Annotated in this window: 26 protein-coding genes; 17 read left to right on the forward strand and 9 right to left on the reverse strand. The window is 71.8% G+C overall.

Annotated features, from left to right (window positions below; genetic code table 11):
- The first annotated feature begins 1124 nt into the window (after nt 1-1124).
- The 3 genes from dhaK to ACFWP5_RS11545 are packed head-to-tail and all read left to right on the forward strand — an operon-like array spanning nt 1125 to nt 3194.
- Entirely contained in the window at nt 1125-2117 is a 993-nt protein-coding gene (dhaK, locus tag ACFWP5_RS11535) for a dihydroxyacetone kinase subunit DhaK (RefSeq protein WP_384153904.1), read from the forward strand.
- A gap of 47 nt (nt 2118-2164) precedes the next feature.
- On the forward strand, nt 2165-2773 hold the full coding sequence (gene dhaL / locus ACFWP5_RS11540) for a dihydroxyacetone kinase subunit DhaL (RefSeq protein ID WP_384153906.1): 609 nt from the start codon (nt 2165-2167) through the stop codon (nt 2771-2773).
- 10 nt (nt 2774-2783) lie between these two features.
- Nucleotides 2784-3194 (forward strand): PTS-dependent dihydroxyacetone kinase phosphotransferase subunit DhaM, encoded by a 411-nt coding sequence (locus ACFWP5_RS11545; RefSeq protein WP_384154008.1) that lies wholly within the window; start codon nt 2784-2786, stop codon nt 3192-3194.
- A gap of 359 nt (nt 3195-3553) precedes the next feature.
- On the opposite strand, the gene ACFWP5_RS11550 is transcribed toward ACFWP5_RS11545, so the two are convergent.
- Nucleotides 3554-4216: a TetR/AcrR family transcriptional regulator gene (locus ACFWP5_RS11550; RefSeq protein ID WP_384153908.1), complete on the reverse strand. Its 663-nt coding sequence runs from the start codon at nt 4214-4216 to the stop codon at nt 3554-3556.
- Nucleotides 4217-4372: 156 nt separating this feature from the next.
- On the opposite strand from ACFWP5_RS11550, the gene ACFWP5_RS11555 reads away from it, so the two are divergent.
- The gene (locus ACFWP5_RS11555; protein WP_384153910.1) at nt 4373-5134 is read left to right on the forward strand and encodes an SDR family NAD(P)-dependent oxidoreductase; all 762 of its coding nucleotides are present in this window, start codon (nt 4373-4375) and stop codon (nt 5132-5134) included.
- A gap of 33 nt (nt 5135-5167) precedes the next feature.
- Here ACFWP5_RS11555 and ACFWP5_RS11560 read toward each other — a convergent pair whose 3' ends face one another.
- Nucleotides 5168-5872 carry a glycoside hydrolase family 75 protein gene (locus ACFWP5_RS11560; RefSeq protein ID WP_384153912.1) on the reverse strand — a complete coding sequence of 235 codons (705 nt, stop codon included), beginning with the start codon at nt 5870-5872 and terminating at the stop codon, nt 5168-5170.
- 373 nt (nt 5873-6245) lie between these two features.
- Between ACFWP5_RS11560 and ACFWP5_RS11565 the strand changes: the two genes are divergently transcribed.
- The 4 genes from ACFWP5_RS11565 to ACFWP5_RS11580 all read left to right on the forward strand — a co-directional run bounded on the left by ACFWP5_RS11565 (nt 6246) and on the right by ACFWP5_RS11580 (nt 8839).
- Nucleotides 6246-7241, forward strand: a complete 996-nt coding sequence (locus tag ACFWP5_RS11565) for a fibronectin type III domain-containing protein (protein ID WP_384153914.1) — start codon at nt 6246-6248, stop codon at nt 7239-7241.
- A 94-nt stretch (nt 7242-7335) separates the two neighbouring features.
- Nucleotides 7336-7635: a hypothetical protein gene (locus ACFWP5_RS11570; protein ID WP_384153916.1), complete on the forward strand. Its 300-nt coding sequence runs from the start codon at nt 7336-7338 to the stop codon at nt 7633-7635.
- A gap of 87 nt (nt 7636-7722) precedes the next feature.
- Nucleotides 7723-8097: a LysR substrate-binding domain-containing protein gene (locus ACFWP5_RS11575; RefSeq protein ID WP_384153918.1), complete on the forward strand. Its 375-nt coding sequence runs from the start codon at nt 7723-7725 to the stop codon at nt 8095-8097.
- Nucleotides 8098-8293: 196 nt separating this feature from the next.
- A complete protein-coding gene (locus ACFWP5_RS11580; RefSeq protein WP_384153920.1) occupies nt 8294-8839 on the forward strand; it encodes a hypothetical protein in 546 nt (181 codons plus the stop codon).
- Between the two features lie 67 nt (nt 8840-8906).
- On the opposite strand, the gene ACFWP5_RS11585 is transcribed toward ACFWP5_RS11580, so the two are convergent.
- Complete coding sequence (locus ACFWP5_RS11585; RefSeq protein ID WP_384153922.1) at nt 8907-9443, reverse strand: PadR family transcriptional regulator; 537 nt, start codon at nt 9441-9443, stop codon at nt 8907-8909.
- A gap of 22 nt (nt 9444-9465) precedes the next feature.
- The gene (locus ACFWP5_RS11590) at nt 9466-11481 is read right to left on the reverse strand and encodes an FAD-dependent oxidoreductase (RefSeq protein WP_384153924.1); all 2016 of its coding nucleotides are present in this window, start codon (nt 11479-11481) and stop codon (nt 9466-9468) included.
- 315 nt (nt 11482-11796) lie between these two features.
- On the opposite strand from ACFWP5_RS11590, the gene ACFWP5_RS11595 reads away from it, so the two are divergent.
- The gene (locus ACFWP5_RS11595) at nt 11797-12732 is read left to right on the forward strand and encodes a hypothetical protein (protein WP_384153926.1); all 936 of its coding nucleotides are present in this window, start codon (nt 11797-11799) and stop codon (nt 12730-12732) included.
- On the opposite strand, the gene ACFWP5_RS11600 is transcribed toward ACFWP5_RS11595, so the two are convergent.
- Nucleotides 12666-13460, reverse strand: coding sequence for a putative protein N(5)-glutamine methyltransferase (locus tag ACFWP5_RS11600; protein WP_384153928.1), 795 nt, complete (start codon nt 13458-13460; stop codon nt 12666-12668). The two genes, ACFWP5_RS11595 and ACFWP5_RS11600, sit on opposite strands and share 67 nt — an antisense overlap.
- A 249-nt stretch (nt 13461-13709) precedes the next feature.
- Between ACFWP5_RS11600 and ACFWP5_RS11605 the strand changes: the two genes are divergently transcribed.
- Complete coding sequence (locus tag ACFWP5_RS11605; protein WP_384153930.1) at nt 13710-14150, forward strand: MarR family winged helix-turn-helix transcriptional regulator; 441 nt, start codon at nt 13710-13712, stop codon at nt 14148-14150.
- A 54-nt stretch (nt 14151-14204) separates the two neighbouring features.
- On the opposite strand, the gene ACFWP5_RS11610 is transcribed toward ACFWP5_RS11605, so the two are convergent.
- Complete coding sequence (locus tag ACFWP5_RS11610; protein WP_384153933.1) at nt 14205-14927, reverse strand: GNAT family N-acetyltransferase; 723 nt, start codon at nt 14925-14927, stop codon at nt 14205-14207.
- Entirely contained in the window at nt 14924-15850 is a 927-nt protein-coding gene (locus ACFWP5_RS11615) for an NADP-dependent oxidoreductase (RefSeq protein ID WP_384153935.1), read from the reverse strand. The genes ACFWP5_RS11610 and ACFWP5_RS11615 overlap by 4 nt, the downstream gene beginning before the upstream one ends.
- Before the next feature lie 284 nt (nt 15851-16134).
- Here ACFWP5_RS11615 and ACFWP5_RS11620 point away from each other — a divergent pair, with 284 nt between their 5' ends.
- The 3 genes from ACFWP5_RS11620 to ACFWP5_RS11630 all read left to right on the forward strand — a co-directional run bounded on the left by ACFWP5_RS11620 (nt 16135) and on the right by ACFWP5_RS11630 (nt 18265).
- Nucleotides 16135-16740 (forward strand): sulfite oxidase-like oxidoreductase, encoded by a 606-nt coding sequence (locus ACFWP5_RS11620; protein WP_384153936.1) that lies wholly within the window; start codon nt 16135-16137, stop codon nt 16738-16740.
- On the forward strand, nt 16733-17488 hold the full coding sequence (locus tag ACFWP5_RS11625) for a ferredoxin reductase (RefSeq protein ID WP_384153938.1): 756 nt from the start codon (nt 16733-16735) through the stop codon (nt 17486-17488). Before ACFWP5_RS11620 ends, ACFWP5_RS11625 begins: the two co-directional genes overlap by 8 nt.
- 192 nt (nt 17489-17680) lie before the next feature.
- The gene (locus ACFWP5_RS11630) at nt 17681-18265 is read left to right on the forward strand and encodes a hypothetical protein (protein WP_384154010.1); all 585 of its coding nucleotides are present in this window, start codon (nt 17681-17683) and stop codon (nt 18263-18265) included.
- A 165-nt stretch (nt 18266-18430) separates the two neighbouring features.
- Here the strand turns inward: ACFWP5_RS11630 and ACFWP5_RS11635 are convergent, their stop codons facing one another.
- Complete coding sequence (locus ACFWP5_RS11635; RefSeq protein WP_384153940.1) at nt 18431-19789, reverse strand: 8-oxoguanine deaminase; 1359 nt, start codon at nt 19787-19789, stop codon at nt 18431-18433.
- A gap of 103 nt (nt 19790-19892) precedes the next feature.
- Between ACFWP5_RS11635 and ACFWP5_RS11640 the strand changes: the two genes are divergently transcribed.
- The 4 genes from ACFWP5_RS11640 to ACFWP5_RS11655 all read left to right on the forward strand — a co-directional run bounded on the left by ACFWP5_RS11640 (nt 19893) and on the right by ACFWP5_RS11655 (nt 23446).
- Complete coding sequence (locus ACFWP5_RS11640; RefSeq protein ID WP_384153942.1) at nt 19893-20861, forward strand: acetylxylan esterase; 969 nt, start codon at nt 19893-19895, stop codon at nt 20859-20861.
- A gap of 17 nt (nt 20862-20878) precedes the next feature.
- Nucleotides 20879-21283: a nuclear transport factor 2 family protein gene (locus tag ACFWP5_RS11645; RefSeq protein WP_384153944.1), complete on the forward strand. Its 405-nt coding sequence runs from the start codon at nt 20879-20881 to the stop codon at nt 21281-21283.
- A gap of 98 nt (nt 21284-21381) precedes the next feature.
- Entirely contained in the window at nt 21382-22548 is a 1167-nt protein-coding gene (locus ACFWP5_RS11650) for a serine hydrolase domain-containing protein (RefSeq protein ID WP_384153946.1), read from the forward strand.
- Between the two features lie 154 nt (nt 22549-22702).
- Nucleotides 22703-23446: a GntR family transcriptional regulator gene (locus ACFWP5_RS11655; protein ID WP_384153948.1), complete on the forward strand. Its 744-nt coding sequence runs from the start codon at nt 22703-22705 to the stop codon at nt 23444-23446.
- A gap of 62 nt (nt 23447-23508) precedes the next feature.
- Here ACFWP5_RS11655 and helR read toward each other — a convergent pair whose 3' ends face one another.
- Nucleotides 23509-25707 (reverse strand): RNA polymerase recycling motor ATPase HelR, encoded by a 2199-nt coding sequence (helR, locus tag ACFWP5_RS11660; protein ID WP_384153950.1) that lies wholly within the window; start codon nt 25705-25707, stop codon nt 23509-23511.
- Between the last annotated feature and the right edge of the window lie 50 nt (nt 25708-25757).

A 25757-nucleotide genomic window follows, 5' to 3' on the forward strand; every position in this document is an offset into this window, starting at 1 on the left:
GATCTCAGGTGCCCCCAGGCCAGCACACACTCGGCACGGGTAAAGAGAGAGCCCCGGAGCACTCCGGGCCTCTAAAGCTGTGATCTGCACGTTTGCCGCCCGGAACGATCCGGGAAGGCCGACCTGGCGGAGCGTTGACCAGGTATGCGCCTGGCTCGGTAACAGGCGCGTGCGGTTGCTCCACGCTGGTCGGCCGCCGGCCGATGGAGAGCACGTCGGGCCGGCTGGATCGCGCGCCATCCAGACTGAGAGTCAGCCGCCCTCTGGCCAGCCGTCGAGCGAAAGGATCGGGCCCCGGCCAGGTACCGCTTGAGGTCCATGACGGCGGCGTTCGTACTCCGCCGTGCCGAGCAGGACCAGCGCAGGGTGTCAGCCACCTTGGCGGGTCACCTCCGCGCACGCGGAGGTGTTCCTCCCCCGAGAGGACACCGACGATGAACTCGAACGTCGACTCCGCGCGTGCGGAGTGATCCGGTGAGAGCAGTCGTGTAGCACACACTGCCGTTCACTCGGGGCCGACCGTAGTTCCGGCCTGGCCTGCTTCTGCGAGTTGCCCCGAACCGACCGCGAACGTCCCGACCGGTGCCACGTCTACCGTCTACTCCGCCCCATCGGCACACGGGGAGGTCGAATCCCCCGTCTCCCTGCCGGGTCCTGAGCTCGGGTAAGCGCGATTTGCGCTGGTCAACGACGTATGGCCCATGTACCACCAGCAGACCAAGAACTTGCTGGCACACACATGGCCAGCTTCATGCGGGCAATCTTTGGTGCTTCATCAGCGAAATAGCACCGAGTCGCCACGCACCACCCCTCTCGTAGCCCGTCAAGCGGCTCAACCAGCAGAACAGTCCCAGGCGGCCCGGCGCACCCGTGAGCGTCCGAGCCCGTGACCTTCACTGCTGCAAGGCCGATACTTTCCACAGAGGCCCTCCCGCCCACCCTCGACCGACAACCCCAGAGACCCGACAACCCGTCATCAAAGTCAGCATTGAGTCAGCATCAGCCCCGCCAGAACCCGCTTCCGACCGCCATGAACCGCCAAGATCGATGACCGATACAACCCCTCTCTGGCCAGCAAATGTGCAGGTCAGAGGCGCATCTACTAGCGTTGCCAGGAGGTACCGATGAAGATGTTGATCAACGTCGCCGAGACCGTGGTCACGGACGCGCTGCGAGGCATGGCGGCCGCTCACCCCGAGTTGACCGTGGACGTCGAGAACCGGGTGATCGTGCGGCGGGACGCTCCCGTGGCGGGGCAGGTGGGGCTGGTTTCCGGTGGGGGGTCGGGTCATGAGCCGTTGCATGGTGGGTTTGTCGGGCCGGGAATGTTGTCGGCGGCCTGTCCTGGTGAGGTGTTCACGTCGCCGGTACCCGATCAGATGGTGCGGGCCGCGGCCGCTGTGGACAGTGGCGCCGGGGTGCTGTTCATCGTGAAGAACTACACGGGAGACGTGCTCAACTTCGACATGGCGGCCGAGCTCGCCGAGGACGAGGGCATCCAGACCGCCAAGGTGCTGGTCAACGACGATGTGGCCGTCACCGACAGCCTCTACACCGCGGGGCGGCGCGGCACCGGCGCGACGCTGTTCGTGGAGAAGATCGCCGGTGCCGCAGCGGCCGAGGGGCAGCCGTTGGACCGGGTGGCGGCCGTCGCCCGGCAGGTCAATGAGAACTCGCGCAGTTTCGGTGTCGCGCTCAGCGCCTGCACCACCCCGGCCAAGGGCAGCCCCACCTTCGATCTGCCGCCGGGCGAGCTGGAGTTGGGGGTCGGAATCCACGGCGAGCCGGGCCGGGAGCGGCGGGCGATGATGACATCCGGTGAGATCGCCGACTTCTCCGTCCACGCGATCCTGGAGGACATGTCGCCGCGCAACCCGGTCCTGGTCCTGGTCAACGGCATGGGCGCGACCCCGCTCCTTGAGCTCTACGGCTTCAACGCCGAGGTCCACCGCGTGCTCGCCGAGCGCGGGATCGCCGTCGCCCGCACACTGGTCGGCAACTACGTCACGTCCCTCGACATGGCGGGTGCCTCGGTCACCCTGTGCCAGATCGACGAGGAACTGCTGCGGCTGTGGGACGCGCCGGTGAAGACGCCGGGGCTGCGCTGGGGCATGTGACCCGGCGGCGCCTACCGGTCAACTCGCCCACCACGCAAGGAGATCCAGTGCTCGACGCCGACTTCTTCCGCCGTTGGATGACGGCGACCGCCGCCTCCGTCGCCCGCGAGGCGGGACGGCTCACCGACCTCGACTCACCCATCGGCGACGCCGACCACGGCGCGAACCTGCAACGCGGGTTCACCGCCGTGACGGCCACCCTGGAGAAGGAGGCGCCGGACACTCCAGGCGCCGTCCTCACGCTCACCGGGCGGACGCTCATCTCGACGGTCGGCGGCGCGTCGGGGCCGCTCTACGGCACGCTGCTGCGCCGTACCGGCAAGGCGCTCGGGGACGCCGCCGAGGTGAGCGAGGAGGAGTTCGCCCTCGCGCTGCGTACCGGAGTCGACGCGGTCATGACCCTCGGCGGTGCCGCACCCGGTGACAAGACCATGATCGACGCTCTCGTCCCGGCGGTCGACGCGCTACCGAATGGCTTCGCCGCAGCTCGGGCCGCCGCCGAGGAGGGCGCCGTGGCCACCACGCCCCTGCAGGCCCACAAGGGTCGGGCGAGCTATCTCGGGGAACGGAGCATCGGGCACCAGGACCCGGGCGCCACCTCCTCGTCGCTGCTGATCGCCGCGCTCCAGGAAGCCGCGGAGGCGACCGGTGAGTGATGCGAATGACGTGAGTGACGCGAAGCTCGTGGGGATCGTGCTGGTGTCGCACAGCGCTGAAGTCGCCGCCTCCGTGGCCGACTTGGCACGGGGGCTGTCCGGCTCGGGCGCCTCGGTACCGCTTGCTGCCGCCGGTGGCACCGAGGGCGGCGGGCTCGGCACCAGTTCCGAACTCATCGCCGCGGCGGCCGCGTCCGTCGACCGCGGCGCCGGGGTCGCCGTCCTCACCGATCTGGGCAGCGCCGTACTCACCGTGAAGGCCCTGCTCGCCGAAGGCGACGAACTCCCGGCCGACACCCGGCTGGTGGACGCCCCGTTCGTCGAGGGCGCGGTGGCCGCGGTCGTCACGGCGTCGACAGGAGCGGACCTGGACGCGGTGGAGGCGGCGGCTGCGGAGGCGTACACCTATCGGAAGGTGTGAGGCGGGGTCGTAGCGGAGGGTGTGAGGCGGGGGCCGTAGCGGACGGCGGGAGCGGACGGCATACGGCGTGCGGCGCGAGGAGGGAGCCGTCCGGCAGGCGGCAGGCGGCAGGCGGGCGGCAGGCAGGCGGCAGGCGGCAGGCGGCGAAGCCTTGGGCCGCCCGCCCGGGCGAAACCCACCAGCCCGAGCCTCCAAACCAAGCCTCCGAGCCAAGCCGCCGGATCGAGCCCCCAGCCAAGCCACCCGGCTGCGCTCCACCCGCCGACGCCGCCCGACCGAGCACCCCGATACCCCGGACGCACTCGCGCCCGCCCCAGCCCAGCCCAGCCCAGCCCCAAGGCGTACTCCCCCTCCGGAACCTAAGAAACCCCTTCCGCCGCGATCGCCAGCGCCGAGCGCAGCGTCTCCGCCACCTCGGCCTCCCCCACCGACTCACCCACACCCGCATCCGTCGCCGCCTCCGTCCCGGACTCGCTCACGCTCCAGGCGAACCGCTCCACCGCCGCGCGCAACGCCGCGTTGAGCATCGCCGCCTGGATCATGGGGCGCAGGTCGTCGGCCGGTAGACCCGCTCGGTCGGCCAGGGCTCCGGCGAACACCGGTTCCGCCTCGTCGTAGGTCTGGAGCCAGATCGCGCGCAGGCCCGGTTCCGTGCGGGTGAGGCGTACCAGGGCGCTGCCGGTGGCGCCGTCGGGGCCGGTGGCGGCGAGGAGGCCGGTCGCGAGGGCCGGGTCGAAGAGTTCCGCGAGGGGGTGGCCGGGGCGCCACTCCCGCAGGCCGGCGGCGATCACGTCGATACCGGCGGAGAAGAGCGGTCGTACGCAGCTCTCCTTGCTCGGGAAGTAACGCCACACGGTGCGTGCGGAGACGCCGACCGCCTGGCCGATCTGTTCGCCGGTGGTCGCCGCTACGCCTTGGGCGACGAACAGTTCCACCGCGGCCCGGGCGATCTCCAGGCGGATCTCGGCCTTGCGTGCCTCGGTGAGAGGCGGTCGTCCCGTGCGTCCGCTGGGTGCGGTCATCAGTTCGCCTCCGGCTGCGGTCGTGACCTCCCGGAATTCTCCCTCACGACTCCCTCGTGGCTCCCTCACGACTTTATGTCACTCCACGACATTAAGTCGTATGGTGAGAGGACCTCGGGCAGCGCAGAGCCCTCGTACTACGGACAGGAGCACCTCATGGCCACTGGACTCGACGGACGCAGCGTCATCGTCACCGGAGCGGGCTCGGGCATCGGACGCGCCGCCGCCCTGGCCTTCGCGGCGGAAGGTGCCAAGGTCGTGGTCGCCGACCTGAACTCCGACGGCGCCGGGGCGGTCGTCAAGGAGATCGAGCAGGCGGGCGGTACCGCCGTCGCGGTCGCGGGCGACCTGAGCGAGCAGGCGGTCGTGGACGAGGTGGCCGCGACCGCCGTGGAGCGGTTCGGCGGGGTCGACGTCCTGGTGAACAACGCCGGGATCATGGACCGTATGTCGGCGCTGGCGGACGTGGAGGACGCGGAGTGGGAGCGGGTCATCCGGGTCAACCTGACCGCGCCCTTCCTGCTCACCCGGGCCGTACTGCCGCACATGCTGGCGGTGGGCCGGGGCGCGATCGTGAACACCGCCTCCGAGGCGGGTCTGCGGGGCAGCGCGGCGGGCGCCGCGTACACGGCCTCGAAGCACGGGGTGGTGGGCCTGACGAAGAACCTCGCCGTGATGTACCGCAAGCAGGGCATCCGCGCGAACGCCATCGCCCCGGGCGCGACGGCGACCAACATCTCCGTGGAGGCCGACCGCACCGCCCACGGCCCGGCGGCACTCGGCCCGCACTTCGTCAACGTCGGGGGCCTGGCCCAGCCCGAGGAGCAGGCCGCCGCGATCGTGTTCCTCGCCTCGGACGCGGCCAGCAACATCAACGGCGTGATCCTGCCGGTCGACGACGGCTGGTCGGCGGTCTGACCGCTACGGCCCCGGAGGACTCAGTCGAAGGGTTCAGTCGGTGCCCACGAAGAGCCGCGCCATCCGCTGCCCCGTCTCCACGGCCGCCGCGTGGTCCTCAATGGGCTTGACCTGCGAGTCCTTGAACACGATGTAGGTGACTCCGGTGTCCGTGCCGCCGCCGCGCGGGTCGGTACGGATGCCCAGACCCTTGGCCGTGGCGTACGACGCCTCGCCGATGATGTCGTGCGGGCCGACGTCTCCTACGACGGCGTACTGCACCCGGTCCCGGTAGACGACGGCGGCGACCGAGCCGCCGCCGACGCCGTGGTCCCGGTGGTTCCAGAGGGCGCTCGCGGCGGGGACCACGATGTACGGGAGCCGTTCGGCGTTCAGATAACGGCCGTCGGACTGCTGGTACGCCGTCATGGAGGAGAAGAGCGGGTCGGTGCGCGCGTTGCAGCGGGCGCCGGCCTGGCCGTCGCAATCGATGTCCAGGTCGGCCTTCCAGTAGACGGCCTCCTTGGTGCCGCAGACCGGGATCGTCGCGCGCTCCCCGTCGTCGCTGCGGTACCGGCCGCGCGAGACGGGGGTGCAGTCACGCACCTTGGCCAGCAGGTCGGCGGCGCGGACGTCGCCCTCGCGCAGCGCCGCAGGCCCTGCCAGGGGCCGGACGAGTGCGACGGGAGCGGCGGGCGGCGTGGCCGGGGCGAGCAGGGCGGCGCCGGCCGCGGCCAGCGTCAGCGACTGGACACGCACGATAGAGGACCCTCTCCTGGGGGATCTGACAGACACTCAGCCCACCCTGGTACCGGTCCGACCGGGCGGCCACCGGTAGGGGGCCGGACGGCGCACGCCCGAACTCCCGACGGGGGCCGGGGACCTGAGCCCGTATCGGCTCCGGCCACCCGGCCGCCCGCGCCGGCGCGGGATCAGCGACGACAGCGGTCCGCGCCACCGGCATGAACTACCCACTCCCAGGGGCGAGTTCAGCCGCGAGGACTTCAGCATACGTAACTCTCGTGGCCGATCGGCAAGGGCGCCCCTCTTGATGCGGTAGCACCACCCGGGTCATATTGGTCCGGACCTTTTCCGTCGTGGGGTGCCCGCGTAATGCCGGGGAGGCAGAATCGTGCGACGCGTCCGTGCCGCCCTCGCTCTCCCCCGTACGGCACTGGTGTGCGCCACGCTCCTGCTGCTCGCCTCCTGCGGCACGAGTGACGAGGGGGACGGCCACGCCCCCGGCGCCCCGGCCGGCGTCACGGCCGCGGCGGGGAGCGCGACCAGCGTGCACGTCATGTGGGACGCGGTGACCGCGAACCCTGGCATCGACACCTACGAGATATATCGGGGCACCACAAAGGTGAAGGAAGTGACGGGCTCCGAGCACATGGTGGATGTCACCAGGCTCCGGCCCGCCACCCTGTACTCCTTCACCGTGCGGGCCCGGGACACCGACGGCCGCCTGGGACCGCGCAGCCGGGCGGTCCAAGCGAGGACACCGGTCGCCGTCGCGGCCGACCGGTCGGCGCCCACCCGTCCGAGCACACCGCGGGGCCGGGCAGTCGGCAGCCGGGCGGTCCAGTTGTCCTGGGGCGGCTCGACGGACGACCGGGGTGTGGTGTCGTACGACATCTATCAGGGCGGGGCGAAGATCCACAGTGTGGGCGGAGCCCAGACCGCGACCGTGGTCACGGGGCTGCGGCCGAGCACGCGCTACTCCTTCACCGTGCGGGCCCGGGACGCCGCCGACAACCTCTCGCCCGCGAGCACGGCCGTCCCGCTCACCACCGCGCCGGGCAGCGACGACGGGAGCGGCACCGCCCCCACGGACTTCCGCGCGACCACGCACCGGGGCGACGACGGGGCGTACTACATCGACCTGTCCTGGGTACCGCCGCGCACGGACGGGGTGGTCACGGAGTACCAGATCCACCTCGACGGACAGCCGGCCACCTCGCTGGTCTGGGGCGGGACGGCGCCGCGCGAGCATGCGAAGTACAGCTTCTACGTGGGCAGGGATGCCGGGGACAGCCATCGTGTACGGCTCAGGGCGCGGTTGCCGGACGGTACGTGGGGCGGGTTCTCGGCGGAGCGGACGGTCACGACGGGCGATACCGGGCCATAGGTGAACCGTAGGAGTCGGCTTCACCGCGGCGGGGCGGCTGCCCGGGCTGTCGCAGTCGACGGCGACCATACAAATCCGGTCGCTGGAAGGGCAGTTGGGGCGGGAGCTCTTCGAGCGGCGGCCGCGCGGGGTCGTGCCGACCTCGGTCGCGCACCAGTTGGCCGCGCAGGTCTCGGCGGCCCCGGGACGCGCTGGCCGTCGTAGCGGATCGGGGTGCCCTCGGCCGGACCAGTCTCCGGAGCCGGCGCATGTGGCGGGCTCGGCGGAGCTGCTGTGCACCCGGTTGCTGCCCGCCCTGGCACCGCTGACCGGGGAGGGTGTACGGCTGCGGGTGAGTCCGGGGTTGACGGGCGATCTCCTCGACGGGCTGCGGGGCGGCCGTTTCGACTGGTGATGGTGATCGCCACTGCCCGGCCGCGCGGGCGGACGTCGACGTGGGAGCCGTTGGCGGACGAGGAGTTCGTGCCCGCGTGGGCTGCCCATGTCGGGGCCCGGCGGGTCGCGGGCGAGGGGCCCGGAGCTGCACGGGGTGCCCCTGGTGTCGTACGCGGAGGATCTGCCAATCGCCCGCAGCAACCGGCGGCACGCCTTCGGTACCCGGCTCGGCGGGCAGGCCGCGATCACGGTGCCCGATCTGCGCGGGGTGCCGGCGGCGGTCGTGGCCGGAGCCGGGATCACCGTACTCCCCCGCTACCTCCGCCTGGCCGAGCCGGCGTCCGGCGCGCTGGTGCCGCTGCCGGCGCCTGAGGACCCACCGATCAACACCTCGTATCTCAGCCGGCGCCCCGGCTCTCCGGACGACCCGCACGTCACGCTCGTACGGGAGCGGCTGCTCCGCGCGGCACCCACCTGGTGAGCCCGCGCGGACCGGCCCGCGACCCTGACAGCGCATCATCCCTGAGCCGGACGAAGGAATCCGTCACCTGCCCGGTCGCCGTCCGCATGCGGGACGGGCCGGGGACGCGTTGGCTTCCTTGGAGGCAGCACGGCCGTTTCCCGATCCCGGCGGCGCAAGGGATGTTCCGCCAACCGTGCCGCCGGAGGGCAGTCCCATGCGCACTTTTCAGCTACTACTCCGCTCCGGCCTGACCGTGACAGCCGCCGCCGCTCTTCCCCTCGCCCTGACCGCCGGAACCGCCGGCGCGGCGTCGGGGATCTCCGTGAGCACGACCGGGACCACGGTCTCGGTCACGACCAGCGCGTGCTCCCAGAACCGCACCACCGGCGTCTGGGGCACCGGCTCACTCCTCACCAGCAGCCAGGGGAGCTTCGCCGAGGGCCGCAAGGCGACCCTGGCGGGCACGACCGTCAGCCAGTCCACCGCCTGGACCAACGTCACCCCGGGCACCTACACCGTCATCGTCATGTGCCAGAACGCCAGCACACCCGCGGGCACCCAGTCCGTGATCGTGTCCAAGTCCACGACCCCCACGGTCACCGCCACGGCCTCGCCCACACGCGGCGTCATGGGCGGCCTCGGCGGGGCCACCAAGGACTACGGCCCCCTCACCCTGGCGGCGGGCGGGGGCCTGGTCGGAGTCGGCGTCATCGCGACGGCCTGGTTCCTGCGCAGGCGCGCGAAGCCGTACCGCCTCTGACCGTCCACGCTCAGGAGGGGCCGCCCGACCACCGGCGGCCCCTCCCCCATGTCCTACGACAACTCTCCTACGGCAGCTCGGCGAACTCCTCGATCGCATGCGTGAGCCACTGCGTCCAGAAGGTCTCCAGGTCGATGCCGGCGCGCAGCACGAGATGCTGGAGCCGGTCCTGGGGGCTGTCCCGGTCGGGCGGGAAGTCGCGCTTCTCGATCTCCTCGTACTCCGTCAACTGCCGTTGGTGCAAGGCTAGATGGCGGCGCAGGTCGGACTCGATGCCGTCCGTGCCGACCACGGCCGCCGCGCGCAGCCGCAGCAACATCGTGTCGCGCAGTGGCTTGGGGTCCTGGGAGGACGCGGTCCAGCGGGCCAGTTCGGCACGGCCCGCCGGAAGGACCTCGTAGCGCTTCTTCTGGCCGCGGGCCGGCTGCTCGGACGCGAGGGCCCTGATCTGGCCCTCGGACTCCAGTTTTCCCAGCTCGCGATAGATCTGCTGGTGCGTCGCCGACCAGAAGTAACCGATCGACCGGTCGAAGCGCCGGGTCAGTTCAAGACCTGAGGACGGCTTCTCCAGAAGGGCGGTGAGGATCGCGTGCGGGAGTGACATGGGGTCATCCTAGGGACGGGCCTCAGAGGGCGGCCGCGACCTCGGTGCCCTGCTTGATGGCGCGCTTGGCGTCCAGTTCGGCGGCCACGTCGGCTCCCCCGACGAGGTGCACGCTGCGGCCGGCGGCGGTCAGTTCGTCGTACAGGTCGCGGCGCGGGTCCTGCCCTGTGCACAGGACGACCGTGTCGACCTCCAGTACGGTGCTGCGGCCGTCGACGGTGACATGAAGTCCGGCGTCGTCGATCAGGTCGTACTGGACGCCCGGGACCATGGTGACGCCCCGGTGCTTGAGCTCGGCGCGGTGGATCCAGCCCGTGGTCTTGCCGAGACCGGCGCCGACCTTGGTCGCCTTGCGCTGGAGGAGGTGGACGCTGCGCGGCGGGGCGGGCCGCTCGGGCGCGGTGAGGCCGCCGGGGGCCGCGTAGTCCATGTCGACGCCCCAGGCGCGGAAGTACGTCGCCGGGTCCTCGCTCGCCTTGTCGCCGCCGTCCGTGAGGAACTCGGCGACGTCGAAGCCGATGCCGCCCGCGCCGAGGATCGCGACGCGGTCGCCGACGGGGACGCGGTCGCGCAGCACGTCGAGGTAGCCGACGACGCTGGGGTGGTCGACGCCGGGGATGTCGGGGGTGCGCGGGGCGACGCCGGTGGCGACGACGACCTCGTCGTAGTCCACCAAGTCACCTGACGTCACAGGTGCGTTGAGGCGTACGTCCACTGCGTGCTCGTCGAGCCGGGTGCGGAAGTAGCGCAGTGTCTCGTCGAACTCCTGCTTGCCCGGGACCTGTCGGGCGACGTTGAGCTGTCCGCCGATCTCGCTCGCGGCGTCGAAGAGGGTGACCTCGTGGCCCCGTTCGGCCGCGCTCACCGCGCAGGCGAGTCCGGCCGGGCCCGCGCCGACGACCGCGACGCGTTTGCGCAACCTCGTTGGGGCGAGGACCAGTTCGGTCTCGTGGCAGGCGCGCGGGTTGACCAGGCAGGAGGTGATCTTGCCGCTGAAGGTGTGGTCGAGGCAGGCCTGGTTGCAGCCGATGCAGGTGTTGATGGCGTCGGAACGGCCGGCCGCGGCCTTGGCGACGAAGTCCGGGTCGGCGAGCATCGGGCGGGCCATCGACACCATGTCGGCGTACCCGTCGGCGAGCAACTGCTCCGCCAGTTCAGGGGTGTTGATGCGGTTGGTGGTGACCAGCGGGATCGATACCGCGCCCATCAGCTTCTTGGTCACCCAGGTGTACGCCCCGCGCGGCACCGAGGTCGCGATGGTCGGGATGCGTGCCTCGTGCCAGCCGATGCCGGTGTTGATGATGGTCGCCCCGGCTGCCTCAACCGCCTTGGCGAGCCTGATGACTTCGTCGAGCGTGGAGCCGCCCGGCACGAGGTCCAGCATCGACAGCCGGTAGACGATGATGAAGTCCTCGCCGACCGCCTCGCGCACCCGCCGCACGATCTCGACGGGGAAGCGCATCCGGTTCTCGTACGAGCCGCCCCAGCGGTCGTCGCGGTGGTTGGTCTGCGCGGCGATGAACTCGTTGATGAGGTAGCCCTCGGAGCCCATGATCTCGACACCGTCGTACCCGGCCTGCCGGGCGAGGCGGGCCGCGCGGACGTAGTCCTCGACGGTCTGCTCGACCTCGTCGTCGGTGAGAGCGCGGGGCGCGAAGGGGCTGATCGGCGCCTGGACGGCGCTCGGCGCGACGAGGTCCTGGTGGTAGGCGTACCGCCCGAAGTGCAGGATCTGCATCGCGATCCGCCCGCCCTCGCGGTGCACGGCGGCGGTGATCTCGGTGTGCTGCGCGGCCTCGGCGTCGGTGGTCAGCTTGGCGCCGCCCTCGTACGGGCGCCCGGCCTCGTTGGGGGCGATGCCACCGGTGACGATGAGGCCGACCCCGCCACGCGCGCGTGCCGCGTAGAACGCCGCCATGCGCTCGAAACCGCGCTCGGCTTCCTCCAGGCCTATGTGCATGGAGCCCATGAGGACGCGGTTGGGCAGTGTGGTGAACCCCAGGTCGAGCGGGTTCAGCAGGTGCGGGTAACGGCTCATCGGGGCCTCCGTGCGCGGTGTCGTGCCTCTTTTGTAGAGGACGGGGAGGCCTTTATGCAACTAGTTGCATAATCAGGGGCGGGCGCGCGTCCTCGCCGCGCGCGACCTCACCCGGGGCCGAGGCGGGTGCGCGCTCGCCTCACATGGCCTCCTCTGGGGCCGCGGCCGGTGAGTTCGCTCGCCGCACACGGCCTCCCTCGGGGCCGACAGCCCCGGATTCACAGGGATCTATTACCGGTTCTTTATCGGGCACCCCCGAGAATCACAGGTAGGCGTGCCGGTGGGATGCCGCGCGCGTGGCCTAGGGAGCGAGCCGTGACGCACGATCCTGAGCACGAAGCCGGCGACAGTGCGGCGACACCTCCGATGCCCGACCACGTGCCCGAGTGGGAGGTGCTCACGGGCCCCGGCGGTGCGGAGCGCGACCGGGGTCTCGACCGGCTGTGGCGGCAGCGGTCGAGGCGGGCCCGGGCGGTGATCGCCGTGGCCACCGTGGGTGTGCTGGCGCTCGGCGGGACCGTCGCCTACGCGGCGACCTCGGGGAGTCCGGGCGGCGACGCCGTGCCCGCCGCCGGTTCCCCGTCGGGAACAACGCCGCCCGGTGGGCCCGGCTTCCGGCACGGGGGCGGTGGGGGCTTCGGGCTCGGCGGCGCGGCCGTGCACGGCGAGGCGACGGTCAAGGACAACGCCACCGGCAAGTGGGTCGTACGGATCTGGCAGCGCGGAACGGTCACAAAGGTCGACGGCGACCAGGTCACCGTCAAGAGCGACGACGGCACCTCGTGGACCTGGACCGTGGGCTCGGGCGTCACGGCCCAGGGCTCCGGCGCCCTCAAGAAGGGCGACACGGCCTCCCTGACCGGCACCCGTTCCAACGCCGGCACCCGCACCGCCGACCGAGCCTTCACCGGCACCCTCGACCGCAAGGGCCCAAGCGCCGCCCCCAACCCGCCCGACAGCGCCCCGACCCACGCGCCCAGCCCGTCCGGCAGCGGAGCTACGACCCGACAGGCACCCATTCCGACACCGGCACCCGCACCGCCAACCGGGCCTTCACCGGCACCGGCGCCCTCGGCCGCAAGGGCCCGGGCGAGGGACGAGATGGGCCGGGCTGCCGCGACCCCGGCCGCTGGGGACACGGCGACCGCGGCCGGAGCTCCGCCCCAGCCGATCCGCCGGCGGCGCTACGACCTGACCGCCCCCGCCGCCCTCACCCCGATCACGACGTTCGCGTACAACTCCTCGGAGTAGGCCGACCGCGTCTCCAGCCCGGCGCTCGTGAACGCCTCGACGGCTGACGGGAGTTGACGTTCGCTGGTCTCGACGAGGAGGCAGCCGCCGGGGGCGAGCCAGTCGGGTGCCCCGGTGGCGACCTCGCGGACTATGTCGAGGCCGTCGGTGCCGCCGTCGAGAGCGACCAGCGGTTCGTGCTCGCGGGCCTCGGCGGGCAGCAGACCGACCTCGCCGGTGGGGACGTACGGCACATTGGCCGCGAGGATGTCGACGCGGCCGAGCAACGCGTCGGGCAGCGCCGCGAACAGGTCCCCGGTGTGGACCCGCCCGCCGTAGGCGGCGACATTGCGGCGGGCGCAGCGCGTGGCGACGGGGTCGATGTCGGCGGCGTGCAGTTCGACCCGGCCGAGGGCCGCGGCGAGGGCCGCGCCGACCGCGCCGGAACCGCAGCACAGGTCCACGACGACGGACGCGTCCGGGGCGTGTGCGAGGGCCTGGTCGACGAGGAACTCGGTACGGCGGCGGGGCACGAACACGCCGGGTTCCACGGTGATGCGCAGGCCGCGGAACTCGGCCCAGCCGACGACGTGTTCGAGGGGCAGACCCGAGACCCGGCGGTCCACCATGGCGGTGATGTCGTCCAGGGTGCGGGCGGCGGAGAGGATCAGTCGCGCCTCGTCCTCGGCGAAGACACAGCCCGCGGCACGGAGCGCGGCGACCACGGAGGCGGGGGAAAGAGAAGGCATGAAAGCCGAGAGCCTTTCGGAAGGTAGCCGAAGGGCGCTCTCGCGGTCACCTACTACCGGTGATCCGAGCTGTCCTGAGGTGAGAGCACCCGGCCTGACACAGCGGTAATGGGTCTCACCTCCAGGGAGTTCAGGGCCGGGATCGTCCGCGACCGGTGAGCAACAGTACCCGAACCACCGAGCCCGCGAGGGGCCGACCCCCTCCCTGAGTTGTACTCTGCAACAACCAGGTGAACGAGGGAGATTCCAGTGCGAGCGGACCAGGCCGTGGAGACCATCCAGCGCGAGATGACGATCTTCGCCCGGCGCGCCCGCGCCTCGGCGGGCCGCCTCCACCCCGAGCTGTCGCTGGTGTCGTACACCCTGCTCGGCCACCTGGAGGAGCAGGACGGCTGCCGGGCCACTGACCTGGCCGCGCACTACGCCCTCGACAAGTCCACGGTCAGCCGCCAGGTCGCCGCCCTGGAACGCGCCGACCTCATCGAGCGCCGCCTCGACCCCGAGGACCACCGCGTCCAGGTCCTGCACCTCACCGCCGCCGGCCGCCGGATCCTCGCCCAGGTCACCGAGAACCGCCAGGCCGCCTTCCGCGAACGCCTGGCGGACTGGCCGGAGGAGGACCTGACACGCTTCGCCGGCTATCTGGAGCGCTACAACGCGTGGCATGGCGGGGAGTCGGACGACGCCTGAGGGGTGACCGGCTGCTTCCCTTCGCTTCTACGACACCCCCACGGGCCGCCGCTTCTACGACACCCCCACGGCCCGTGTCTGCGTCAGGTGTTCCGGCGCCCGTGCCGCGAGGAACGCGGTGGTCCGGCGCAGGCGGAAGCCCAGGGACTCGTACAGCCGGATGGCGGTGGCGTTGCCCGCGCCGGTGTGCAGGAACGGGGTCTCGCCGCGTTCACGGATGCCGTGCGCGACGGCGAGTATGAGGCGGCTGGCGAGGCCCTCGCCACGGGCGGCGGGGTCGGTGCAGACGGCGCTGATCTCGGTCCAGCCGGGCGGGTGGAGTCGTTCGCCGGCCATGGCGACGAGCGCGCCGCCGCGGCGGATGCCCAGGTAGGTGCCTAGTTCGACGGTGCGGGGCAGGAAGGGGCCGGGCTTGGTCCGTTCCACCAGGTCGAGCATCTCGGGGACGTCGGCCGGGCCGAGGACGATCGCCTCCGGGTCGGGTGCGGCGGTCAGCCCGTCGTCGACCATCTGCACACCGTCGATGTGGAAGGTGATCTCCCAGTCGTCCGGGACATGCCCCGGGTAGCCGAGGAGCGGGATCTCGGTGCCGGGTCCGGAGAGCGCGGCGACGTCCGCCCAGTCGTCGGCGTCGGGCTCGTCGGGCAGGGCCAGCCACGGGGTCACGTCGACCGGGTAGCGCAGGATCCGGCCGCGCCGCTCGGCGAAGTGGGCGTGCGGGCCGGTGAGGGCGGCGCGGGCGGGGTTGTCGAGTATGTGCTGTTCGGCGCCGCTCATGCGGCGACCTCGATCACGATCTTGCCGCGGGCGTGGCCGTCCTCGACGATGCGCAGGGCCTCGCCGGCCTGGTCGAGCGGGAAGGCCCGCGTCACGTGCGGGTCCAGTTGGCCCCTCACCACGAGCTGCGCGAGCGCGTCGAGGACGGCGGCGTTGCGGGCGCGCTCGACACGGGCGCCGCCCAGCTTCTCGACCTCGGGGGCGGGGGCCCCGGCGGTGACGAGTTTCGTGTGGTCGGTCAGGTGGGCGGCGGCCTCGGCGAGCACCTCGCCGCCGATGAGGTCGTAGGCGCCGTCGACGCCGTCCGGGGCGGCGGCCCGTACGCGTGCGGCCAGGTCCGGTCCGGACGGGACGTGGACCGCGCCCAGCGACTCCACGAAGTCCTTCTTGCCCTCGCTCGCCACGCCCACGGCGCGCAGTCCCAGCGCGCGGGCGATCTGCAGCGCCGCGGAGCCGACGCCGCCGCCCGCGCCGGTGATCAGCACAGTCGCGCCGGAGGGCAGGTCGAGCTGGCGGAGGCCGTCGTACGCGGTCGCGGCGGCGACGGGCAGGGCGGCGGCGGCGCGGAAGGACAGCTCGGCGGGCTTGTGCGCGGCGACCGTGACGGGCATCAGGGCGTACTCGGCGTATCCGCCGGCCACAGTGCTGCCGAACACCTCGTCGCCGACGGCGAATCCGTCGACGCCGGCGCCGGTCTCCCGCACGACTCCGGAGACCTCCTGGCCGAAGACGGCGGGGAACACGCGCGAGTCGGTCTCGCCGGGCCGGCGGTACCCGGTGCGCTGCTTCCAGTCGACCGGGTTCACCCCGGCCGCGCGCACCGCGACGAGGACTTCACCGGGGCCGGGACTGGGCTGGTCGACCTCGACGAGCGCCTCGGTCTCGGGTCCCCCGTAACGCGTGAAGACATACGCCTTCGGCATCTGTTCCCTCACTCTCCTTCGCAGTCACCCGATCACCGGTGGTCACGACAACAGCACGACCACTGGCTGTCCGCACTCAAGCCGCACTACTCAAGCCGCACTGAAGGCCAAGGTCGATCGCCGGACGGCTATTCCCCCGCGCGGGGAGAGTTCATACGGCCGCAATGATCGGCGGTCGCCCTCGGACCTGGGCATACCTCGTGGACGCGTACCGTTGAAACGAGAAACCACTGATCACGCTCGCCCGGCGGACCGCGCCGCAGCGGCCTGGAGGCTCCACCCGTATGCACGTCACCCGAGGCTTCACCGGACGCCCCCGTGTCCCCGACGCCGGCCTGCCGCCCGGCCAGTACGACGCGGGCGACGACTGGCCCGTCCTGTCCGCCGAGGTCACACCCGACCTCGCGCCCGCGGACTGGACGTTCCGCGTCGACGGACTGGTGGCGGAGCCGCGCACCTGGAACTGGACGCAGGCGCACGAACTGCCGACGTCGGCCTACGAGGGTGACATCCACTGTGTGACGAGCTGGTCGAAGTTCGGGGTGCGGTTCGGGGGCGTCTCGCTGGACGCGTTCTTTGATGTGGTGCGGCCCCATGTGTCCGCCACACATGTGGTGGCGTATTCGCACACCGGGTACACCACGAACCTCCCGCTCTCCGACGTGACCGGCGGACGGGCCTGGATCGCGTGGGAGTACGACGGCGAGCCGCTGCCCGCCGAGCACGGCGGCCCCGCCCGGCTGCTGGTGCCGCACCTGTACTTCTGGAAGAGCGCCAAGTGGATCGCGGGCCTGCGTCTCCTCGACCACGACGAGCCGGGCTTCTGGGAGCAGAACGGCTATCACGCCCGGGGCAACCCCTGGGAGGAACAGCGGTACTCCGGTGACTGACACCTTCGAGCCCACCACCAAGTTCGCGGTGCCGGGACGCATCGCCGTGAGCAACCGCGCCGCCGCCGTGTGGCAGACCGCCACGCTCACCGAGATCCGCCGCGAGACCCCGCACGCCTCGTCGTTCCGGTTCGCGGTGCCCGGCTGGGCCGGACATCTCCCCGGCCAGCACCTGATGCTGCGGCTGCGGGCCGAGGACGGCTATGTGGCGCAGCGCCACTACTCGATCGCCTCACACCCGGACGACGCCGGGCATGTGGAGCTGACCCTGGACCATGTCGAGGGCGGCGAGGTCTCCGGCTGGTTCCACACGGTCGCCGAGCCCGGTGACGAGGTCGAGGTCCGCGGCCCACTGAGCGGCTTCTTCGCCTGGCCCGGCGACCGCCCCGCGCTGCTGCTGGGCGCAGGCTCCGGCGTCGTACCGCTGATGTCGATGCTCCGGCAGCACCGGGCGCGGGGCTTGTCCGTGCCGCTGCGGCTGCTGGTGTCGGCGCGCAGCCCCGAGGAGTTGATCTACGCGCGGGAGTACGGCACGGAGACCACGACCGTGTTCACGCGCAGCGCGCCGGAGGGTGTGCCGGTGGGACGTATGGCCGCCGCACATGTGGCACCACTCCTGGCCGAGCAGCCCGCTGGTGGGTGGGAGGCCTATGTGTGCGGCTCCAACGGCTTCGCCGAGCATGCCTCGCGACTGCTGGTCAAGGCGGGCCAGCCGGTGGACCGCGTCCGCATCGAGCGGTTCGGCTGAGGCTCGGCTACGACTACGGCTGGACAGGACCTGTCGGCCGATCCGCACCGCTCCGGTTGAGCAAAGTGCCCCATAGGGGGTACGACATCTGTGTGGACGCTCGCATGCGTGCGCGGCGTCGAGGGAGTGACGGCCCGGCCCCAGGAGGGGTGGGTCCGGTTCCTCGGCTCCGGTGACGGCGAGGAGGTCGACATGCGGACCCGGGTACGGAGTCGACGCCGGCGGCAGAATCCGCTGCGGCGCCGGTCGGATGTCGTGGAGGCGTGGACGGCGCTGGCCGTCACCGTCCTGCTGTTCATCGGCGCGCCCCTGGTCGGCGCAGCCGCGGGCCTGTGGGCCCATGACCAGGCCCGGACCATCGCCGCGACGCAGCGCGCCGACCGCCATCGCGTCCACGCCAAGGTGATCGGCAACCCGCCCGCCGAACTCCCCTCGGTGGAGGGGAACCGTCCGCGCAGCTTCCCGGTGACGGTGCGCTGGACGGAGCCCGGCAAGGGCTCGCGTACGGCCACGGTCGCGGTCCCGGCGGACACGGGACGCGGTGACGTGGTGGACGTATGGCTCGATGCCAAGGGCCACAGTGTCGCCCCGCCACCGGGTGAAGTGGCCGTCTGGCAGCACACGTTGACCGTCGGCGTGTGGTCGGCGGCCGGTGTGATCGGCCTGGCCCTCCTCGCGCGGGCGGCGACCCGACGGGTTGCGCTGCGACACCGGTTGGCCGAGTGGGAACGGGACTGGGCGCTGACGGAACCGCAGTGGACTCGACGGCGGGCGTGACGGACGGGGCGTGACCGGGGACGGACGTGACGCACGACGGGCTGTGACGAGCGAGGAGCGTGGCGCGTCGACCGTGACCATCCCGACCGATCTCACACACCAACACCCCACCACCACAAGGCAGTTGAGCCACTCCACCGCAGCCCAACCTCAACCCCTACCCCTCTACGACCCCCGCTGCATCCGCCGAGCAACCCGCCCGTGGTCCCGCAGCACATCTCCCAACGCCGCCAGCACCGGTTCGCCCCGCTCCACAAGCACTCGCCCACCCACAACGGTCGTCCACGCCCGCGCGGGCCCGCACCGCAGCCACGCCTCGACGGGATCGCTCACCGCCCCCGCCAGCGCGACCTCGTGCAGGTCCCAGACGACCAGGTCGGCACACGCCCCCGGCCGCAGATGCCCCAGCTCGTCAGCCCGCCCCAGGCACCGCGCCGAACCACGGGTCGCGATGTCGAGGGCGTCCCGCGCGGTCATCGCACCCGGCCCTCCCCGATAGCGGCCCAGCAGCAGGGCACCCCGGGTCTCCATCCACAACGAGGCGTGGTCGGTGGAGGCGGAACCGTCGCAGCCGATCCCCACGGGCAGACCCAGCTCGCGCATCTCCTTCACCCTGGCCGTGCCGCCCCCGATGAGCATGTTGGAGCTGGGGCAGTGCGCCACGCCGACGCCCGCGGCGGCGAGGCGGCGCAGTTCGTCGTCGTTGGGGTAGATGCAGTGCGCGACCCAGGTGCGGTCGCTCATCCACCCGGTGTCCTCGAAGTACTCGACGGGCCGGCAGCCGTAGGTCTCCAGGCAGTACGTGTCCTCGTCGCGGTCCTCGGCGAGATGCGTGTGCAGGCGTACGTCGTACCGCTCGGCGAGTTCCGCGGTCGCCGTCATCACGTCCTTGGTGACCGAGAACGGTGAGCAGGGTGCGAGCGCGACCCGGATCAGCGCGCCCGGTTCCGGGTCGTGGTAGGCCTTGATCAGCCGCTCGCTGTCGGCGAGCACCTCGTCGGTGCTCTGCGTGACGCTCCTCGGCGGCAGTCCCCCGTCCTCGACGGAACGGGTCATCGAACCGCGGGTCGCGTGGAAGCGGAAGCCGATGTCGCGGGCGGCGCGGATCTCGGCGTCGACCAGGTAGGGGCGCGGATGCACATAGAGGTGGTCGGAGGATGTGGTGCAGCCGCCCATGAGGAGTTCCGCCATACCGACGTACGCCGACACGTACGCGGCCTCCTCGTCGAGGCTCGCCCACAGCGGGTAGAGCGTGGTCAGCCAGTCGAAGAGGGTGCCGTTGACGGCGGGGGCGTAGGAGCGGGTGAGGTTCTGGTAGATGTGGTGGTGCGTGTTGATCAGGCCGGGGGTGACGAGCCGCCCGGTCGCCGAAACGGTCGTGGCGGCCTCGGGTTCGGACCCTCGCGCGCCGACGGCGGTGACCCGACCATCCGTGACGGCGACCCAGCCGCCCGGGATCTCCCGCCCGCCGTCCACGACGAGCAGTTCGGCGTCCTTGACCAGCAGATCCACGGCAGGCGACATGCCGCCATGGTAGGCGCGGGGCGCCGCACGAGCCTGGCGAGTCCTCCGATGTCACACGTACGGTGTGATCATCCGTATTCGCACTTCACAAAGGCGGTCATCGATGGCCCTGTTCGACCTTCCGCTCGACGAACTCCGCGAATATCGCAGCGAGTCCGCCGAGCCCGAGGACTTCGACGCCTTCTGGTCCAAGACCCTCCAGGAGGCCCGCGAGCACGATCTGGACGCCCGCTTCGAACCGGTCGACACGGGACTGTCCACGGTGAACGTGTACGACGTGACGTTCGCCGGGTTCGGCGGTCACCCGGTGAAGGGCTGGCTGCGCCTGCCGGCCGACGCGGCCCGACCGCTGCCGCTGGTCGTGGAGTTCGTGGGTTACGGCGGCGGGCGGGGTCTCCCGCACGAGAACCTGCTCTGGCCCTCGACGGGCCGCGCGCACTTCATCATGGACACGCGCGGGCAGGGCAGCGCGTGGGGCGGTGGCGGCGGCACCCCGGACCCAGTGGGCGGCGCGCCCGCGTATCCCGGCTTCATGACCCGGGGCATCGACGCCCCCGAGAACTACTACTACCGCCGGGTGTTCACGGACGGCGTGCGAGCCGTCGAGGCGGCCCGCTCGCACCCGTTGGTCGATCCCGCGCGCACGGTGGCCCTCGGCGCGAGCCAGGGCGGCGGCATCGCCATCGCCGTCGGCGGACTGGTCGGCGACCTGGCCGGGATCGCGCCGGACGTGCCATTCCTGTGCGACTACCCGCGCGCCGCGACCCTCACGGACCGCCACCCGTACCGCGAGATCGGCAGCTACCTCAAGACCCACCGCGGTCACGCCGAGGACGTCCTGCGCACGCTCTCGTACTTCGACAGCGTCCACTTCGCGTCCCGCGGCCGCGCCCCCGCCCTCTTCTCGACGGCCCTGGAGGACCAGACCTGCCCGCCCTCCACGGTGTTCGCCGCGTTCAACGCCTGGGCGCACGAGGACAAGAAGATCGAGGTGTACGACTTCAACGACCATGAGGGCGGCGGCCCTTACCAGGAGGCCGTGAAGCTGGGCTGGCTGCGGTCGTACGTCTGAAGGGTACCCACATGAACATGGCCACGAGTGAGGCGGCCGAGCGGTTCGTGCGGGTCTGGGCGCGGGCCTGGGCCGAGCACGACGTGGACGCGTTGCTGGAGTTGTACGCCGAGGACTGCGTCCACCGCTCGATGCCGTTCCGTGAACCGCACCGGGGGCGGGCCGAGTTGGCCGCGTATCTGCGCTGGTCGTTCGCGGCGGAGCAAGTGAGTGATGTGCGGTTCTCGGCGCCGGTCGTCGGCCAACACGGCGTCGCCGTGGCCGAGTTCAGGGTGCTGGCCGAGGAGGACGGCGAGCCGTCCACGCTGGCCGGGTGTGTCTTCGTGCGCTTCGACGGCGCCGGGCTGGCCGTGGAGACCCGCGACTACTGGCACACGGAAGCGGGTCACCGGGAGCCGACCGGCACCTTGTTCCTCAACTGAGCGTACGGCGCCTTCCGGTCAGTCCGACCAGTCGGTATGTTCAGGGGGTCCGGGTCGCAGCGTCGCGGCCCGGACGTCCGGCACACCACGGAGGCCCCATGCCCGAGCACCAGCCAGCCGTCGACGGCCACTGCGACCCCCGCTTCACCGCGGTGCGCACGGCGTTCGAGCAGAACTTCCGGGACCGCGACGAACTGGGCGCCGCACTGACCGTCACGGTCGGCGGAGAGACCGTGGTCGACCTCTGGGGCGGCTGGGCCGACGCCGCACGGACGCGCCCCTGGGAGCGGGACACGCTGGTCAACGTGTGGTCGACGACGAAGGGCCCGGTGGCCCTGTGCGCCCACATCCTCGCCGACCGCGGCCTGCTCGACCTCGACGCCCCGGTGGCCACGTACTGGCCGGAGTTCGCCGCCGCGGGCAAGCAGAACATTCTCGTACGACACCTGCTCTCCCACCGCGCCGGACTGGCCGGCCTGCGTGAGCCGCACTCCCTCGCGCAGCTCTACGACTGGGAGTTGACCACACAGCGGCTCGCGGCCATGGAGCCCTGGTGGGAGCCGGGGACGCGGTCCGGGTACCACGCGATCACCTACGGCTTCCTCGTCGGCGAAGTCGTGCGCCGCGTCTCGGGGTTGCTCCCGAGTGCCTTCCTGGAGCGCGAGGTCACCGGCCCGCTCGGGATCGACTTCACCATCGGGCTGCCGGAGAAGGAGGCCGGCCGGGCGGCCGAGCTGGTACATCCGCCCGCCGCGTCGGCGAGTGAACAGGCCGCGGTCTTCAGCCAGTTGGCGCCCGCGGCCATCGCCGCGCTGACCAACCCGGTCGCGGGCGCGGCCGAGGCCAACACCCCGGAGTGGCGCGCCGCGGAGATCCCGGCCGCGAACGGCCACGGCACCGCACGCGCGATCGCCGCGCTCTACGGCGTCTTCGCCGGGCGCGGGTCCCACGACGGCCACCGCGTCCTCTCCCCCGAGGCGGCCGAGCGGGTGCGCGAGGGGCAGGGCAGCTGCCGTGACCTGGTGCTCGGCGCGGGCTTCGCGCACGAGACGGAGGTCGGGCTCGGCCTGTGGCTCAGCGGCCCGAACGGATCGTACGGCCGCAACCCGAGGGCTTTCGGACACGACGGCTTCGGCGGCTCCTTCGGTCTGGCCGACCCGGAGGCGGGGGTGTCGATGGGGTACGTGATGAACCGGATGGGGCCTCATATCGCCGACGACCCACGGAAGATGGCCCTGATCGACGCGGTGTTCGGCGCACTGTGACAGGTGATCACCGCAGGTCGGTTTCGGCCTAACTGCCCTGCCGCTCTTCCCTGGTGGTTTAGACCAATGCTAGATCTGGTCGCGCAACGAGCCCGCACGGCTACGTTTCGTCACCAGTTCTGCCCTCAGTCTTGTCACCAACAGGAGGCGCGGCATGGCCCGCACCACCCCCCACGACCACCCGACCGCCGACGACCAGCCCCTCTACGGACGGGTCGCCACCCAACTGCTCGGCGAACTCCACGACGGCACCATCCCGCCCGGTGAACGCCTGCCCGGCGAACGGCAGTTGGCCGAACACTTCCAGGTCAGCCGGGAGACCATAAGACAGGCGCTGGAGGTGCTGCGCAGGGACGGCCTGGTCGCCACCGACCGGCGCGGCAGCCACGCCACCCTGTCCGGCCTGCCCGTCGAGACGCCCTCCTCCCTCACCTTCCCGGTCGGCGCCCGGAGCACGGACCCCTCCGGCTTCGACCGGGCCACCGTGGCCTGGGAGACTCCCCCACCCGACCACGCCGAGGCCCTGGGCATCGCCCCGCACCGGCCGACCCTGGTGCACCACTACGCGTCCGCCGCGGCCGACGGCAGCGGACTGCGTACGGCCGTCACGTCCTTCTCGGCGGTGGCGCTGGCCGAGGTCGAGGAACTGGCCCGCTACCGCGACCGCGCCGACGGCTCCGCCTCCGCCCAACTCCGGCGCGCCTACGACTGGATGCGCCGGGCGGGCCTGACCCTGCACCACCGGGACGCCATCACCCAGGTCGCGAACGCGCCCTCGGTCCGGGTGACCCGCCGCGTGCACGACCAGTACGCGCGCCCGCTGGAGATCACCGACCTGGTAGTGGAGGCCCAACAAGACGCCCTGATCTACGAGTTCACGCTTCCTGCGGCGGGCTGAGTCCGAGCGCCCAACACGGTGGCGCGCGGCGGGTCCCAACTCGCCGCGCGCCGACGGGACTTCTAGGCGCTGGTGAGGACGACGAGTTGCTGGGTCGCCCGGGTCATCGCCACATAGTGGTCGACAGCGCCTTCGATGCCCTCGCCGAACTCCTCCGGGTCGACGAGGACGACCAGGTCGAACTCAAGTCCCTTGGACAGCTCGGGAGTCAGCGACCGGACCCGGGGCCTTGCCCGGAAGATACCCGCGTCCACGTCGCCGGTACCGATGACACAGCCGATCCCGTCGGCGTGCTCGGCGAGCCAGGTGTCGAGGACCGACTCCAGGTCGGAGGCGGGTCCGTGGACGACGGGGATGCCGCTGCTGCGGATGGAGGTCGGCACGTTGGCGTCCGGGAGTACGGCACGGATGACCGGCTCGGCCTCCGTCATGATCTCTTCCGGGGTGCGGTAGTTGACGGTCAGGGAGGCGAGGTTGATCCGGTCGAGGCCGATCCGCTTCAGCCGTTCCTGCCACGACTCGGTGAATCCGTGCCGGGCCTGGGCGCGGTCGCCGACGATGGTGAAGCTCCGGGACGGGCAGCGCAGCAGGAGCATCTGCCATTCCGCGTCGGTCAGTTCCTGGGCCTCGTCGACGACGATGTGCGCGAACGGCCCGGCGAGCAGGTCGGGTTCGATGCCGGGCTGTGCGGCCTCGTCGATCAGGGCGTCCCGCACGTCCTGCCCGTGCAGCATGCCCATCGCGCCCTCGCTCTCGTCGATCTCGACGTTCTGCAGCAGGCTGTCGATGACGTCGGTCCTGCGCGCGTGTTCGGCCGCCACGGCGGCTTCCTGCCGGCGCTTGCGGCGCGCCGACTCCGGGTCGCCGAGCCGTTGCCGTGCCGCGTCGAGCAGCGGCAGGTCGGACACCGTCCAGGCCTGGGCGTCCGCGCGCTGCAGGCGCTGGACCTCGTCGCGGCTCAGCGAGGGGGCGCACTTGCGCAGGTAGGCCGGTACCGTCCACAGGTCTCCGACGAGGTCGGCCGCTTCGAGCAGCGGCCACGCGCGGTTGAAGGCGGTGAGCAAGTCCCGGTTCTGCCGCAGCGACCGCCGGAGCTGCTCGGGCGTGACCTGCCCGTTCTCTCCGTCCTGCGGCGAGGCGGTGTCGTCGTGCTTGTCCACCAGGATCGTGAGCAGCTCCTGCCAGACCTGCTCGCGTCCCTCGTTGTGCGGGGTGCCGGGTTCGGCCGCCTCGAACGCCACGGCCCAGTCCTCGGCGCTCAGCCAGATGTCGGACCAGTGGGTGGTGACCGTCATGCCCTTGGTGGGCGGTTCCTCGTAGAACCGGACGGCGGGCTCGATCGCCCGCACCAGCCCCACGGACGACTTCAGCCGGGCCACCTCCGGATCGGCCTCTACGACCGCCGCTGCGCCCTCGGCGACGAGGTCCCGCAGGATGCAGGTCTGCACACCCTCCTCGCCGAGGCTGGGGAGGACGTCCGCGACGTAGTCCAGATAGGGCCGGTGCGGACCGACGAACAGGACGCCGCCCCTGCGGTGGCCGAGGCGCGGGTCGGAGTAGAGGAGGTAGGCGGAGCGGTGCAGGGCGACGACGGTCTTGCCGGTGCCCGGCCCGCCGTCGACGACGAGCGCGCCGCGTGATCCCGCGCGGATGATGGCGTCCTGGTCCGCCTGGATGGTGCCGAGCACGTCGCGCATCCGGCCCGAGCGGTTGCCGCCGAGACTGGCGATGAACGCGGACTGGTCGTCGAGCGCGGCATGCCCGACGAAGCCGTCCGCGGTGAACACCTCGTCCCAGTAGTCGCTGATCCGGCCGCGCGTCCAGCGGTACCTGCGGCGGCTGGCCAGACCCATCGGGTTGGCGTGGGTCGCGCCGAAGAACGGCTCCGCCGCGGGCGAGCGCCAGTCGAGCAGCAGCCGTCGGCCCGTGCTGTCGGTGAGCCCGAGCCGCCCGATGTACACGGGCTCGGAACTGTCGTCGCCGACCATGTGGCCCAGACACAGGTCCAGGCCGAAGCGGCGCAGTGTGCGCAGCCGGGTGGTCAGCCGGTGGATCTCCGTGTCCCGGTCCATCGCCGCCCGGCCGATGCCGCCGGGTGCCCTGCGCGCGACGTCGAGGCTCTCGGTCAGTTCCGCGATCGACCGGTCGAGGCTCTCCGCGATCGCCGCGAAGTGCTGCTCGTCGGCGGCGATCAGCGCCGGGTCGGCCTTGGCGGAGAGCCGGTCGGGAAGGTCGAAGGCGCTGGTGGTCAGGGGGTTCACGGCATCAATTCCGATCTGGGGTCGCTCACGGCCAAGCATGCGGCAGGGCG

It is taken from the genome of Streptomyces sp. NPDC058469 (genome assembly GCF_042721125.1).
Classification (GTDB): domain Bacteria; phylum Actinomycetota; class Actinomycetes; order Streptomycetales; family Streptomycetaceae; genus Streptomyces.